The organism is Romboutsia sp. CE17 (assembly GCF_012317385.1).
GTDB lineage: Bacteria > Bacillota > Clostridia > Peptostreptococcales > Peptostreptococcaceae > Romboutsia_E.
The window spans coordinates 2,442,379-2,457,882 of record NZ_CP051144.1; the positions used below are offsets into that span (position 1 = coordinate 2,442,379).

The 15,504-nt window shown below is 33.4% G+C and carries 11 protein-coding genes, 1 tRNA gene, 2 rRNA genes and 1 riboswitch; all 14 genes read right to left on the reverse strand.

Annotated features, from left to right (window positions below):
- Positions 1-31 precede the first annotated feature (31 nt).
- Positions 32-784: a patatin-like phospholipase family protein gene (locus tag HF520_RS11675; RefSeq protein ID WP_168574200.1), complete on the reverse strand. Its 753-nt coding sequence runs from the start codon at positions 782-784 to the stop codon at positions 32-34.
- A 15-nt stretch (positions 785-799) separates the two neighbouring features.
- Positions 800-2,092: a M18 family aminopeptidase gene (locus HF520_RS11680; protein ID WP_442970753.1), complete on the reverse strand. Its 1,293-nt coding sequence runs from the start codon at positions 2,090-2,092 to the stop codon at positions 800-802.
- Between the two features lie 21 nt (positions 2,093-2,113).
- On the reverse strand, positions 2,114-4,342 hold the full coding sequence (locus tag HF520_RS11685; protein ID WP_168574202.1) for a DUF3553 domain-containing protein: 2,229 nt from the start codon (positions 4,340-4,342) through the stop codon (positions 2,114-2,116).
- A gap of 181 nt (positions 4,343-4,523) precedes the next feature.
- Positions 4,524-5,153, reverse strand: coding sequence for an ABC transporter ATP-binding protein (locus HF520_RS11690; protein WP_168574203.1), 630 nt, complete (start codon positions 5,151-5,153; stop codon positions 4,524-4,526).
- The gene (locus HF520_RS11695) at positions 5,143-6,078 is read right to left on the reverse strand and encodes an ABC transporter ATP-binding protein (protein WP_168574204.1); all 936 of its coding nucleotides are present in this window, start codon (positions 6,076-6,078) and stop codon (positions 5,143-5,145) included. The genes HF520_RS11690 and HF520_RS11695 overlap by 11 nt, the downstream gene beginning before the upstream one ends.
- Positions 6,079-6,087: 9 nt before the next feature.
- Positions 6,088-6,960 carry an ABC transporter permease gene (locus HF520_RS11700; protein ID WP_168574205.1) on the reverse strand — a complete coding sequence of 291 codons (873 nt, stop codon included), beginning with the start codon at positions 6,958-6,960 and terminating at the stop codon, positions 6,088-6,090.
- Positions 6,957-7,946, reverse strand: coding sequence for an ABC transporter permease (locus tag HF520_RS11705; RefSeq protein ID WP_168574206.1), 990 nt, complete (start codon positions 7,944-7,946; stop codon positions 6,957-6,959). Before HF520_RS11705 ends, HF520_RS11700 begins: the two co-directional genes overlap by 4 nt.
- Positions 7,947-8,054: 108 nt before the next feature.
- Positions 8,055-9,692 (reverse strand): ABC transporter substrate-binding protein, encoded by a 1,638-nt coding sequence (locus HF520_RS11710; protein ID WP_168574207.1) that lies wholly within the window; start codon positions 9,690-9,692, stop codon positions 8,055-8,057.
- A 217-nt stretch (positions 9,693-9,909) separates the two neighbouring features.
- A complete protein-coding gene (locus tag HF520_RS11715) occupies positions 9,910-10,728 on the reverse strand; it encodes an energy-coupling factor ABC transporter ATP-binding protein (RefSeq protein ID WP_168574208.1) in 819 nt (272 codons plus the stop codon).
- Position 10,729: 1 nt separating this feature from the next.
- Positions 10,730-11,419 carry a cobalt ECF transporter T component CbiQ gene (gene cbiQ, locus HF520_RS11720; protein ID WP_168574209.1) on the reverse strand — a complete coding sequence of 230 codons (690 nt, stop codon included), beginning with the start codon at positions 11,417-11,419 and terminating at the stop codon, positions 10,730-10,732.
- Between the two features lie 126 nt (positions 11,420-11,545).
- A riboswitch (cobalamin riboswitch) is annotated at positions 11,546-11,730 on the reverse strand.
- Positions 11,731-11,790: 60 nt separating this feature from the next.
- A complete protein-coding gene (locus tag HF520_RS15285; RefSeq protein WP_168574210.1) occupies positions 11,791-12,048 on the reverse strand; it encodes a hypothetical protein in 258 nt (85 codons plus the stop codon).
- Between the two features lie 151 nt (positions 12,049-12,199).
- Positions 12,200-12,316: ribosomal RNA gene (gene rrf, locus HF520_RS11730) — 5S ribosomal RNA — on the reverse strand.
- Positions 12,317-12,326: 10 nt separating this feature from the next.
- Positions 12,327-12,400, reverse strand: a tRNA-Gly gene (locus HF520_RS11735).
- A gap of 57 nt (positions 12,401-12,457) precedes the next feature.
- Positions 12,458-15,359, reverse strand: a 23S ribosomal RNA gene (locus HF520_RS11740).
- Positions 15,360-15,504: the final 145 nt, after the last annotated feature.

Below are 15,504 nucleotides of genomic sequence, written 5' to 3' on the forward strand. Positions count from 1 at the left end.
TAATTTACATATAATTGTTCATATAATCTTACTAATTTTCTATATTTATAGAACTTCCTATTTCATAACCTTCATTAAACATTCTTTTACAGAATTCATTACTAAATTTAAGAGTATCTTTACTTGTTAACTCTGTCTTAGGCCTAACAACTATTATTTTATTTTCATTAAACTTTGACTTTATTTTGTCTGATAATTCAAAATCATGTCTTGTTGATATGACTATTACTTTATCCACATTATCATCAATTAGAGGCTCTATTAATGTATTTCTTACTAATCCACCATCTAAATTGTAATCTTCATACATACCTTCATTTACATCTTTAATAAACTGATCTTTTAAATTTAATGTTCCTTTTGGATTAAAAGGTAATAAAGAGCTATATTTTATAGCATTCAATCTATCTACTTTATCTAGCTTAGATAATTCCTCTACAACTTCTTCTATATTCTTATTCTTAACTTTTACATAATTAACATAAAAGTTAGTGCTTTCATTAGAATTATCATAAAGCTCGTTCAAATTTTCAATAACTTCTGAATTATCCACAATATTATTTTTTATTGATACACCTTTTTTTGAATTTTGCTCAATATTTATCCACATATCTTCTAATTTTTCAACATTTTGTGTGTATATAAAATATCCATTTACTGCACCTATTGAAGTTCCAGATATAGAAGAAAAATTCTTTATACCTTTATCATATAATGCTTTTATAACTCCAGCCTCATAAGCTCCTTTAGCTCCTCCACCTGCAAGGCATAATCCTATTCTCATAATTCGTCTCCTTATTTATATTTCAAAAAATGATCTAAATGTTTTGTATATACTATAGTGATCCTCTGTTGATCCTAGCTCTCTTATTGAATGCATTGCTAGTATTGGAGTTCCTATATCTACAGATGGTATATCTATATGTGTTGATGATATAGGACCTATAGTACTTCCACCTCTTTCATCTGATCTATTTACAAACTCTTGATAATTAACATTAGATTTATTACAAATTCCTTTATATATTGATGAAGAATATGCATCAGTTGTATATGACTGATTTGCATTTATTTTTATAACAGGACCTTTTCCTAATACTGGCCTATTAGTTGGATCATGCTTCTCTGACATATTTGGATGAATTCCATGCGCTAAGTCCGCTGATATAATAAATGATGAATACATAGTTGTGAAGAATTCTTCTCTATCTTTTCCCAAAGATATACAAATTCTTTCTAGTATATTAAGTAGCATATTAGAGTCTGCTCCTTGCTTAGTCGAGCTTCCAACTTCTTCATTATCAAATACTGTTACTAAATTTATACCTTTAGTTCCCTTTGAATTTATAAGAGCATTTAAGCTAGCATGAGCCATAGATAAGTTATCTAATCTTCCTGTAGATATGAATTCTTCATTTATACCCATTAAACAACCTTTTTCATATTCATATAAAAATAAATCAAAATCTAATATCTCTTGAACTTCAACATCTAGTTCTTTAGATAATTCTTTAACAAGAAAATTATCTTTTTCTAAGGATTCATTTATTAAACCTATTAAAGGTAACATATCTTTTTGTTTGTTGTACTTATATCCGTCATTTATGCTTCTATTTAAATGTATTGCAACATTAGGTATTATACAAATTGGCTTTTTAAAGTTTACTAATACCTCTTTAGGATTTAATACATCATTACTCTTTAAAACCACTCTACCTGCTATTGATAGGGGTCTATCTAACCATGTATTTAGTATAGGACCTCCATAACACTCTGTATTTAATTTTAAGTATGTATTTTCTACACATATTTCTGCATTAGGTTTTATTCTAAATGAAGGCGAGTCAGAATGAGATGCTATCATTCTAACTCCTTCTGTTTCTATATCTTTAGAATTTATAATAAAAGCTACTATAGCTGAAGAATTTTTTGTTATATAATACTTTCCTCCAACTTCTAATTTCCATCTTTCATTTAATTTTATTTCTTTAAATCCGTTATTATCTAAAAGCTTCTTTGATGTCTTAACTGCATGAAAAGATGTTGGGCTTTCATATATATATTCTAATAAATCTCTAGCAAATTCTTTTATTTCCACAATAACCCTCCTAAATTACAATAAGTCTAAAGTTGTGTATTCTTTATTTATAGTCTTTAAACCTTGATTATCAAAAGCGATTGTTACATCTGTACCTTTCATCATGACAACAGTTCCAACACCAAACTTAGGGTGATGAACTTTTGCCCCCGGCTTAATATCATCTATGTTTGTTTCTTTTGTGCTATCTTTTACAGTTGCATTTACTTTTTTAGCTATAGATGACTTTTGAATATTATTCATATACTTTTTAGTATATTTATCTAGTATATTATAATTAGCTTTAGAATAGCTTAATTCATTATCTGATTTATTAAGTCTTTCTATACATTCAGAAGGTAATTCTTCCATAAATCTAGATGCTATAGATGGATTTGTTTTTCCATACAATGTTCTTCTTTGAGTTAAAGTCATATATAACTCTTCTTTTGCCCTTGTTATACCAACATAGCAAAGTCTTCTTTCCTCTTCTATATCAGAATCCCTCATAGATGTAATAGCTCTTGCTATTGGGAATAATTTTTCCTCCATACCTGTTAAGAATACAACAGGGAATTCTAATCCTTTAGATGTATGAATTGTCATTAAAGATACCCTATCATCTTCTTCATCATCACTAGATTCTGATGTAAGTGCCACTGTTGTTAAGAATGTCTCTAAATCTTTTTCTTCGCTATTTTGTTCAAATTCTATGGCTACAGATATGAATTCTTTTAAGTTTTCTATTCTATCTTCAGCTTCTTCTTTATTACTATCTTTTTGTAATTCATCTAAATATCCAGATGTATCTAGTACCTTTTCTATTAGCTTACTAACAGGATATACTTCTTTTATTGTTCTTAAAGTTCCCATTAAATCAACAAATCCACTTATACTCGCTCTAGCTTTTGTTGATATATCGGAATTACTTTCTATATCTATAAGGACGGAATATAAACTTTCCTGCTTTAAGCTTGCTCTATCTTCTATTTTTTCTATAGTTCTAAGGCCTATACCTCTTCTAGGAACATTTATAATCCTCTTTAAAGATATATCATCTTGTGGATTTTGTATAACTCTTAAATAAGCAATTAAATCCTTTATTTCTTTCCTTTCATAGAACTTAGTTCCGCCATATATATTATATGGAATTTGACTTCTATTTAAAGCATCTTCAATTGGACGCGCTTGTACATTTGCTCTATAAAGAACCGCAAAGTCTCTAAAGTTTCTTCTATCTCTTCTCTTTAATCTTGATATAGTATCCGCTATGAATTCTGCTTCATCCATTTCATCTGATGCTAACTGTATCTTAATTAACTCTCCGTCTTTTTGTTCGCTCCAAAGTTTTTTTCTTTTTCTTTCTATATTGTTAGATATAACAGTGTTTGCTGCATCAAGTATAATCTGAGTTGATCTATAATTTTGCTCTAGCTTTACTACATGAACATCATCATAGTCTTTTTCGAACTCAAGTATATTTCTTATATCAGCACCTCTCCAGCCATATATACTTTGGTCATCGTCACCAACAACACATATGTTTTGATGTTGTTTTGCTAGCATCTTTATTAATTCATACTGAGCCTTACTTGTATCTTGATACTCATCAACCATTATATATTTGAATCTACTTCTATAGAATTCTAGCGTTTCTGGATCTTCTTTAAATAATTCAACAGTTTTGTATATTAAATCATCAAAGTCTAGTGCACTATTTCTTTTTAGACGATCTTGATATAGTGCGTATATATCAGCTATCTTAGAGTTTCTTACATCATCCTTATATAATGCCTTAAATTGTGCAGGACTATATAATTTATCCTTCGCTCCTGATATAGTACTTATAACCGACTTAGGTTCGAATACCTTATCACTTAAGTTTAACTCTTTTAAACAATCCTTTATTAGTGTTACCTGATCTGAGCTATCATAAATAACAAAACTTCTATTGTATCCTATTCTATTTATTCCTTTTCTTAGTATTCGTACACAACAAGAGTGGAATGTTGTTATCCACATGTCCTTTGTATCAAGTTCTTTAATTGTTTCTTCTACTCTCTCTCTCATTTCTGTAGCAGCTTTGTTTGTAAATGTTATAGCTAATATATTTGCAGCTTGAACATTTTTATTTTCCATTAAATGAGCTATTCTAGTTGTTAGAACTCTAGTTTTTCCCGATCCTGCTCCTGCCAGTATAAGTACAGGGCCTTCTGTTTTTTCTACAGCTTCCCTCTGGGCAGGATTTAATGTATCTAAATTCATATTAATCCTCCTATTTACAGTCATATAAATCTATTTTAATCTAAATTTTAATTTTGTTCAAATTGTATAAAAGTCTATACTTAAATTTTTACCAAATATAATTGTTTAAAATCTATAAAATATATAAATTTTACTATAAATAGTAATGGATAGGTATAATATTACACCTATCCATTACTATTTATACAATATTTTCCTTAAGTTCTTCAAACTCACTAAGATATACAACCCTATTACAAATTCTATTTACAAGAGCTTTTTCATGACTTATAACTATTACCCCTATATTATATTTTTTAGCATATTCTAGCACAACTTCCCATATTTGTGCTTGAGTTATAGCATCTAACATAGTTGTCATTTCATCAGCTATTAAAAATTTAGTCTTAGGGGATAGAGTTCTAAGTACACAAAAACGCTGTAACTCTCCACCAGATAGTTCACTTGGCCATCTGTTTAGCCATTCTTTTTTTATCCCCATTTTATTTATTAATTCTTCAGAAGGTTCAAATGCCTCATTTAGAATTTTACTCATTTTCCATTTTGGATTTACAGCCTTTTCTGGGTGTTGAAAAATCAGTTGTATAGGGTTATATTTATTTTTTTTATTTAATGACATCCCTTCTATACTAACACTACCACTTTCAGGCTTTTCATAACCTACCAATATTTTAGCTAGTGTAGTTTTCCCAAATCCACTTGGAGCAACTAGCCCTACTACTTCACCACTATTTATATGAAAATCTATATCTTTAAGTATATATCTATCATTTTTATATTTAAAATTTATACCTTGCGCTTTAAGTTGCATATATACATCTCACCATCCCATCTCTAACCATTCTTGAATCTGGTCTTTTTTCTCTACACTCTTCACTTACTTTTTCACATCTATCTTGAAATAAGCATCCTTTTGGTAGTTCATTTGGCATTGGCTGAGTTCCTTTTATAGGTTTAAATCCATTTTGTGGTAATGCATGATAAAGAGCTTTAGTATATGGATGCCTTAGATTGATACCTGAATTTTTAAAATCGCTTACTTTTGCAACTTCTAATGTTGTTCCCGCATAAAATACAGCAATCTTATCAGCAACTTTAATAGCAGCTTCAATATCATGAGTTATCATTAATACAGCACATCCACTATCTGCTATATTTCTAAAGTCTCTTAATGCATCATTAAGAGATTTTTCATCTAAACCAGGTGTTGGCTCATCTGCTATTATAACTTTACAATCAGATACTAATGCTGTTGATAAAAGTACCTTTCTAGACATACCTCCTGATAATTCAAATGGATATAAACTATCTACATTTTTATCTAGTCCATACTTTTGAAATATTTTTCTTTGAACATGATTTGCTTCTTTTTTATTATTTATAGATATTTTAACCTGCTTTGATACTTTCATTAATGGGTCTAAAAAATTTACAGACTGTGGTATAAATGCTATTTCATTTCCTCTAAGCATTTCTTTATCTTTTTGATTTAATATTTTTCCATTATATATTATATCCCCTTCTGTGCTTGAATTATCTGGAAGTATTCCAAGTATAGCATGTGCTAATAGACTTTTACCTGATCCACTTGACCCTACTACCGCTAAAATTTCTCCTTCATATAAATCTATATCAAGATCGGTTATTACTTTTAAATCTCTTCTCCTTAGTCCTCTTGTATATTGAGAAAAAGAAACTCCTAAGCCTTTAACTGATAATATAGTTTCCTTTTTCATATTTACCTCCTATTTATAAGCTGTTTTTGGATTTATTAATTTATTAACTTGCTTTCCTATGTTATCTACCATTAGCGATACTATTACTAGGCTTAAACCTGGGAAAAACGCAAGCCACCATCTACCACTATTTAAGTATTTCATTGCTTCAGATAGTATTACTCCTATAGCTGGTTCATGTGGTGGTAAACCAAACCCTAAGAATGTAATTGAGGCTTCATGAAGTACTGCATGTGGAAATATTAGTACTATACCTACAAGTAATTGAGGGATTATATGCGGAAGTATATGATTTACTGATATATATAAATTTGACTTTCCAAAATTTCTAGAAATCTTAGTATAGTCAGACTCTTTTATCTGCATAACTTCAGCTCTAATAACTCTTGCTAGTGATGGCCAATGAGTAAGTGCAACACCAGTTACAACACCTTTGAACCCTCCCCCTACTGATATAGATATAAGAATTATAATTAAGGCATGAGGAACTGATAATACTAAATCTATAAACCATGTAAGGAAATCATCTACTACCTTCCCTAAAGTAGCACTCATTAAACCTAAAATAAGAGCTATTACTCCGCTTATAGCTGAAGATAGTAATCCAACTTTTATACTAAGACTTAACCCCTTAATAGTTCTATAAAACATATCTCTACCTACCCAGTCTGTTCCAAATAAGTGACTCATACTAGGAGCTAAGTTCTTATCACGTAAATTTATTTTTATATGCTCTGATGTAATTGTATTGCCTAAAAGTATAATTGTACCTAAAAATACTGTAAATATAATAATTGATAATAAAGTTTTTTCTCTAGCTCCAAATCTTTTTTGGGGTAATCTATATGAGCTTATATTTTTATTTTTTAATTTAGCTATCATACCTTACTACCCCCTTTTACCCTTGGATCTATAACCCTGTATAATATGTCTGCTATTAAGTTACCTGTATATACAAAAATTAAACTTATTATTACAATTCCCATTAATAAAGGTAAATCACCTTTAAGACCAGCTTGAACAGTTGCCTGACCAAGGCCTGGATAAGAAAATACTTGCTCTGCAAATACAGTTCCTGCAAAAAGCTCACTAAATGATAAGAACTGTAATGTTATTGCTGGCATAGCAACATTTCTTATAACGTGATTAAAAATTATACTATTTTTACTTTCTCCACGAGACTTAGCAAATAATATGTAATCACTAGATAAAACTTCTATAACTTTTTCTCTAGTATGAAGGCAAATATTTGCAACACCCAATATACTTAATGTTAATGCTGGTAATATCAGGTGCTTAACTAAACTTGTAAATGTAACCTCTTCGGATAATATTCCTATTGGAACTCCAAGACCAGTTGGAAACCAACCTAAATTTACTGAGAAAACTATAATTAATAATATTGCTAACCAAAAAGTTGGTGTTGATATTAAAATATAACAATATCCCCGAATAAATTTATCTACAAACTTACCCTCATTCACACCTGATACTATTCCTAGAATAAATCCTAATATACCTGAAATAATCCATGCTACTATCATTAATCCTAAAGAAGCTATAAACCTTTCACCTATTACATCTATTACAGGTCTTCTATATATCATAGATGTTCCTAAATCTCCCTTTGCAATTGATTTAAACCATGAACCAAATCTTTCTAACGGTGGTTTATCTAATCCCCAATGTTCTGCTATATTGTCTCTTTGCTCTTGGCTAACTGTTAAGTCTGCTCCTACATATGCCTGTATAGGATCTAAAGGAGATTTTTCTAAAAGAACGAAAGTCACAATACATAATGCTACAAGAAGGGTTGCTAACTTAAAAAGTTTCTTAAAAATAAATATTACTAATCCATTATTCTTCATAATAAAGTTACCCCTTTTTCATAATCTATCGTATTGCCTTTTATATGCTCCTAAAGGAGCTAAATATAATAATTTATTTCTGCTTACACCTGTCAATTGATATTTCTATTACTTCCATTTCCATTCAGTTATATTGTATAACACTCTACCTCCATGAGGCTGAACAACTGGAGTACCTATATCTAAATCTTCATCAGCTAAATAAAGGTGCCCTGCATTTACAAACCAAGTATATGCACAATCACCTTTTGGAGAGAATCCTGTATTCCCATCCCATTGAGCTTTTTTCCAGTATTCTAATGCATCATCTTCACTTTCACTTTGCAAAGCTTGGTCTATATATTTATCTACTATAGAATTTTTATAGTACCCTGAGTTATTCCAAGGAACTCCCACGCCTAAAGTCTTACTACTATATAAATTGTATATTTCTGAAGGATCTCCTGAACCAAATCCATAAAGTACAGCTTGAGAATTTATATCTGGAATAATTGTGTCCCATGTTCTAGCCTCTAAATTAACTTTTATACCTAGTTCCTTAGCTACCTCAACATAAGCTAATCCAAGTTCCTGTCTATACTTTCCATCTGTATATAATAAACTAAATTCAGCTTCAACACCATCTTTGTCTATTATTCCATTATTATTAGTGTCTTTCCATCCAGCCTCTTCTAATATTTTTTTAGCTCCTTCTATATCTCCATCTTCTTCAGGTTTTATTACTGTATCTTCATTTAACCAAGGCATCTTCTCTAGTCCTGTTGACGATGGCGCTCCATAACCTTCTAGAATCCCTTCAACTAATTCTTCTCTATCTATGGCATAAGTCATAGCTTTTCTTATTGCTTCATCACTTGTTACCGCATTACCTATTGGGTTCCCATCCTTTGTTCTTTTGCCTGGTTTCTCCATAGGATAAGCAACGCCGTAAGTTTCAATACTATCTAACTCTATTAGCTTTTTACCTTCTACTTCTTCTTTAGCAAAAGACCCTGGTATTGATGCTATATCTATTTCACCTGCTTTAAGTGCTGCGTATGCTGCATCATCATCCATAAATACCATAGTTAACTTCTTAATAGATGGAACATCTCCATAATAGTCTTCATTTGCTTCAGCAATTACTTGTTGACCTTTGTCCCATTGAATAAATTTATATGGACCTGACCCAATAGGATTATCTGCAAACCCTTCATTATGTACATGTTTTGGAACTATCCCCACTCTTGCTAGCTTCTCTATAAATGTTGATTGAGGATTATTAAGCTTAAATTCTATAGTATATTCGTCTACTTGCTTAACACTCTCTAACATAGTTAAATCTATAGATGAACCGCTATTTTTTGCAATTTCATATGTATAAACAACATCTTCTGCTGTTAATGGTTCTCCATCTGTAAATTTTACATCTTCTCTTATTTTTACAGTCCATGTTAATCTATCTTCAGATATTTCATGACTTTCAGCTAAATCATTTTTCATACCTAAATCTTTATCCCTTTGGAATAAAGTACTAAAGAATACTCTTGTCATGTCCCCATGATCACTTTCAGTTGCATCAAACCCTTCTTCCGGTTCATATGTTACAGCTGCTATAAGCTCATTATTAGCTTTTCTTTCATTTGTTACTTGAGATTTTGAATTTGATTCCTTTGAGCTAGAGCTTGTACATCCTACTAATGCTGTAGCTGTTAGAGCTACCATAAGCGATAATGTTATTATTTTCTTTAATTTCTTTAATACCATATTTTCCCCCCTAAATTAAATAGATTGTTTCTAAATAAAAAAGGTTCTTGCATATGCAGAGTATTCCCCTCTACAAATACAAAAACCTTCATGGTTCTATTTCTAAATATATTCAAATCGATAGTACTTCTTTCTAAATAAATTATTACACAATTTATAGCCTTATGTCAATTTATTCCTTTTTATTTTTTTCATCAAATTCTTCTATCTAATTTAATTAATGATTTACTATTTTCTTTGTATCCTTCCAAAAATTATATAACTCTTCCTCTGTCTTGAATAATGGTAGGTCTAAATTTTTATGAAGTTTTACTAGCCAAGGTAGTTCTAAACCTGCATCTAATATTTTTTTTTCATCACTGAAAACTAACTCTGCACTACCTTCACTAATCACTTCTCCTTTATTCAAAACATATATATAGTCACATATATGATAAATTAAATTCATATCATGACTCGATATAACTATCTTTACACCTTTATTTTTCAAGTTATTTATAATATCAACTATAGCCTTAGTACTAACTGGATCTAACCCCGCAGTTGGCTCATCTAATAATATCATATTATTTTCCATAGCTATTACTGAAGCTATTGCCACTCTTTTCTTTTGACCATAGCTAAGATAGTGTACAGGCCTATCAATGAAATCTAATCCATTTACACATTCTAAAGCATTTAATATTCTTTCTTTTATAATCTCTTCCGGTACACCTATATTTCTTAAAGCGAAGGCAATATCATCATATACCATGGAGTAAAATATTTGCTTTTCTGGATCTTGAAAAACAATACCAACCTCTTTTCTTAATCCATATAAATATCTTTTGTTATATTGTACAGGTTCATTTTTAAATAGTATACTTCCCATCTTAGGCTCTAAGATTCCCATCATATTCATAAATAAAGTTGATTTGCCTGATCCGTTAGTTCCTATGACTCCTATAACATCTCCTTTATCAAAATCCATATTCACATTTGATAAAGCTAGTTTCCCTTTCTCATATTGATATGTTAAATTATTTATTTTAAACATACTATTCTCCTATTATATGAAATGTGTCGTTATATAACTTCATATCTAGTGATATACACATTTCTTCATATCTTATCATCATTCTTTTATATAACAAGTTCCCTAAAAGTCCAAAAGATTTATAAGATGTTTTTAAATCAATATATCCAAATCTTAATTCTTGAGATTTACGTATATCCGAAACTTCTTCCATAAATATAAAAATAAATCTATAAATAAGCATCGATAACTCTAAAATTATACTTGGTATATGCATCTTCTTAAATATAAACAATAATTGATTAAAAGGTATTGTTAACATTATAAAATATACACACGTTAAGCAAGATATAGCCCTAAAAAAAATATGAATAGATGTACTTATAGATTCATTGGATATACCTATATACTTACTTCCTATGCAAAAGCTTTTTATCAAGTTGCTAGGATTATCTGCTACACTTATAAGGGTCATGGCTATACTCATAATTAAAAATATTATTGGAATTTTTAATAGATTTATATAATCAATTATATCTATTTTAGCTACACCTACTATAACTGCACTCATTAGTAAAATAATAAGTGATAAAATTATCAAGTTTTTGATTAGCATAGACCCAACTAAAAATATAATACCTACTCCAAATTTAAAATTTGGATTCATACTTCGTAGATTATTTGTATAAGCATATTTATCAATAACTATCATGTTAATATCTTCTTTCTATATTTTTATATTGTATTAAAAAAACCTAACTAATTGGTTAGGCTTTAAGTTAATAATACAATCACTAAAAATGCGATTTATCATAATCTTTTCCCTCCCCGAAAAAGTTATATAAATATTTATTAGGCAGGTCTCCTGACTTAGCTTCTTCCTACTCCTTTACCTTCCCATGATTAATAAATAATCATAGTGGTTTATAAAATTTTCGTCCACATTACAGTAACGGGGGCTGTAGAGGATTTTCACCTCTTTCCCTATTAATCTTCATAAGAACCTATAAATAATAGATATTTAATTTTTTATAAATATAATATGTACTTCTATATATTCATTTGTATTCCTTCTTTTTTAACTTAATTCCTTATAACTTTCTTCAAATACATTGATACAATATCTGAAAATTTCTCTATATCTTTTATGTAAATGAAGTCATTCCCATAAATTAATTTTTCTTCTTGTAGATCACTTTCTTTTCCGTAAAAATATGATTTAGATTTTGTTATTCTATATTCTAATTCTTTGTCTAAATTATAATAGTTTCTATAATATAATACATCGTCTATTAAGCTTTCACTAATTCCCTGTTTAATTAAATTTTCAATTATATCCATTACTAAATCCCCCTTAGTGGTTAATAAACTTTATATTAATGTTAGCATAAAAAACTACCTAATACTTATATTTTCTTATTTAGTAAAGAAAACTATTAATATTAGGTAGTTATGTAGATAATGTAAACTTATATAAAATAAAAAAAAGATTACGTGGCTATGTCTTACTCTCCCAGGAGGTTGCCCTCCAAGTACCATCAGCGCTAAAGAGCTTAACTTCTGTGTTCGGAATGGGAACAGGTGTATCCTCTTTGCTATAATAACCACATAATCTTATTTGGAGCGGGTGAAGGGGATCGAACCCTCACAGCCGGCTTGGAAGGCCGGAACTCTACCATTGAGCTACACCCGCATATTTAGAGTTAATACTCTGAAAACTGCATATCATTTAGATTTTATCATTTAAATTGTGGTCAAGTCCTCGACCTATTAGTATCGATAAGCTAAATACATTACTGCACTTACACCTTCGACCTATCAACCAGGTAGTCTTCCTGGGGTCTTACCCTTACGGTGGGAAATCTTATCTTGAAGTCGGCTTCGCGCTTAGATGCTTTCAGCGCTTATCCATTCCGCACTTAGCTACCCAGCTATGCCCTTGGCAGAACAACTGGTACACCAGAGGTGCGTCCATCCCGGTCCTCTCGTACTAAGGACAGGTCTCCTCAAATTTCCTACGCCTGCGACGGATAGGGACCGAACTGTCTCACGACGTTCTGAACCCAGCTCGCGTACCACTTTAATGGGCGAACAGCCCAACCCTTGGGACCTACTACAGCCCCAGGATGTGATGAGCCGACATCGAGGTGCCAAACCTCCCCGTCGATGTGGACTCTTGGGGGAGATAAGCCTGTTATCCCCAGGGTAGCTTTTATCCGTTGAGCGATGGCCCTTCCATGCGGAACCACCGGATCACTAAGTCCGACTTTCGTCCTTGCTCGACCTGTATGTCTTGCAATCAAGCTCTCTTGTGCCTTTACACTCTACGTACGATTTCCGACCGTACTGAGAGAACCTTTGAGCGCCTCCGTTACTTTTTGGGAGGCGACCGCCCCAGTCAAACTGCCCACCTGACAGTGTCCCAAGACCAGATTCATGGCCTATGGTTAGAGTCCCAGTACTACAAGGGTGGTATCCCAAGGGTGACTCCACGCAAACTGGCGTTCACGCTTCATAGTCTCCCACCTATCCTGTACATGTAGTACCAAGACCCAATGTCAAGCTACAGTAAAGCTCCATGGGGTCTTTCCGTCCTGTCGCAGGTAACCGGCATCTTCACCGGTATTACAATTTCACCCAGTCTGTTGTTGAGACAGTGCCCAAATCGTTACGCCTTTCGTGCGGGTCGGAACTTACCCGACAAGGAATTTCGCTACCTTAGGACCGTTATAGTTACGGCCGCCGTTTACTGGGGCTTAAGTTCACTGCTTCGATTGCTCTAACAGATCCCCTTAACCTTCCAGCACCGGGCAGGCGTCAGCTCCTATACATCGTCTTGCGACTTAGCAGAAACCTGTGTTTTTGGTAAACAGTCGCTTGGGCCTATTCTCTGCGGCCTGCAAATGCAGGCACCCCTTCTCCCGAAGTTACGGGGTCATTTTGCCGAGTTCCTTAACAACAGTTCTCTGGCTGGCCTTAGGATACTCTCCTCACCCACCTGTGTCGGTTTGCGGTACAGGCACCTTTAACCTCGATAGAGACTTTTCTCGACAGTGTGAAATCAGCTACTTCGCTACTAAATTTCGCTCCGCATCACATCCTAGCATTATTCCTACGGATTTGCCTATAGGAACTGCCTCAATGCTTGCCCGTACATAACCAACAGTACGGTTAGCTTATCCTACTGTGTCATCCCATCTCTCAAACGGTTATTGGTGGTACAGGAATATCAACCTGTTGTCCATCACCTACGCCTTTCGGCCTCGGCTTAGGTCCTGACTAACCCAGGGCGGACGAACCTTCCCCTGGAAACCTTGGGTTTACGGCCTGTGGGATTCTCACCCACATCTCGCTACTCATGCCAACATTCTCACTCGTATACTGTCCACATGTCCTTACGGTCATGCTTCAACCTGCATACGAAGCTCCCCTACCCATCATAATGATGCCGTAGCTTCGGTAGTACGTTTTAGCCCCGGAAATTTTCGGCGCAGGATCACTCGACCAGTGAGCTATTACGCACTCTTTAAATGAGTGGCTGCTTCTAAGCCAACATCCTGGTTGTCTGTGCAATCCCACATCCTTTACCACTTAACGTACATTTAGGGACCTTAGCTGACGATCTGGGCTGTTGCCCTCTTGACTATGAATCTTATCACCCACAGTCTGACTCCCAAGTATAAGAATACGGCATTCGGAGTTTGATAGTCTTCGGTAAGTGCAATACCCCCTAGGACATTCAGTGCTCTACCTCCGCTTCTCTCAACCTTGAGGCTAGCCCTAAAGCTATTTCGGGGAGAACCAGCTATCTCCGGGCTCGATTGGAATTTCACCGCTATCCACAAGTCATCCCCGAGCTTTTCAACGCTCGTGGGTTCGGTCCTCCACGAAATTTTACTTTCGCTTCAACCTGCTCATGGATAGGTCGCCCGGTTTCGGGTCTACGCCAAGTAACTTAAATCGCCCATTTAAGACTCGCTTTCGCTACGGCTCCACACCTTAAGTGCTTAACCTTGCTACTTAACGTAACTCGTTGGCCCGTTCTACAAAAAGTACGCGGTCACACAAGAAATGTGCTCCCACAGCTTGTAAGTACAGGGTTTCAGGTTCTATTTCACTCCCCTCCCGGGGTTCTTTTCACCTTTCCCTCACGGTACTATGCGCTATCGGTCACTAGGTAGTATTTAGGCTTGGAGGATGGTCCCTCCTGCTTCCCACAGGGTTTCACGTGTCCCGTGGTACTCTGGATCATATCTAAAGTCTTCTCGTTTCAGCTACAGGGCTATTACCTTTTATAGCGGAGCTTTCCAACTCTCTTCACTTACGATACCTCTTCGTTAATGACATGTCCGCAACCCCAACGAAGTAAACTTCATTGGTTTGGCCTGTTCCGCGTTCGCTCGCCGCTACTTACGGAATCGATTTTTCTTTCTCTTCCTCCAGGTACTTAGATGTTTCAGTTCCCCGGGTTCCCCTCGCTAAGCTATGTATTCACTTAACGATACTTAGACATTACTCTAAGTGAGTTTCCTCATTCGGAAATCTTCGGATCAAAGTTTACGTGCAACTCCCCGAAGCTTATCGCAGCTTATCACGTCCTTCATCGGCTCCTAGTGCCAAGGCATCCGCCCTGCACCCTTAATAACTTGACCAGTTATTAAAATGCTTCGCCAATGTCTTTACCTTCATATTCATTCAGGTAAATCCCATTGCTCAAAGTTTGTAATTTTAAAGACTTGTCTTGTCTATTTATAATTAAATGATGTCATATCACTAAATGTTATGCAGTTTTCAAAG

Coding starts and splice junctions, on each gene's coding strand:
- HF520_RS11675 (WP_168574200.1), bottom strand. CDS start 784: ATGAGAATAGGATTATGCCTTGCAGGTGGAGGAGCTAAAGGAGCTTAT.
- HF520_RS11685 (WP_168574202.1), bottom strand. CDS start 4,342: ATGAATTTAGATACATTAAATCCTGCCCAGAGGGAAGCTGTAGAAAAA.
- HF520_RS11690 (WP_168574203.1), bottom strand. CDS start 5,153: ATGCAACTTAAAGCGCAAGGTATAAATTTTAAATATAAAAATGATAGA.
- HF520_RS11695 (WP_168574204.1), bottom strand. CDS start 6,078: ATGAAAAAGGAAACTATATTATCAGTTAAAGGCTTAGGAGTTTCTTTT.
- HF520_RS11700 (WP_168574205.1), bottom strand. CDS start 6,960: ATGATAGCTAAATTAAAAAATAAAAATATAAGCTCATATAGATTACCC.
- HF520_RS11705 (WP_168574206.1), bottom strand. CDS start 7,946: ATGAAGAATAATGGATTAGTAATATTTATTTTTAAGAAACTTTTTAAG.
- HF520_RS11710 (WP_168574207.1), bottom strand. CDS start 9,692: ATGGTATTAAAGAAATTAAAGAAAATAATAACATTATCGCTTATGGTA.
- HF520_RS11715 (WP_168574208.1), bottom strand. CDS start 10,728: ATGTTTAAAATAAATAATTTAACATATCAATATGAGAAAGGGAAACTA.
- cbiQ (WP_168574209.1), bottom strand. CDS start 11,419: ATGATAGTTATTGATAAATATGCTTATACAAATAATCTACGAAGTATG.
- HF520_RS15285 (WP_168574210.1), bottom strand. CDS start 12,048: ATGGATATAATTGAAAATTTAATTAAACAGGGAATTAGTGAAAGCTTA.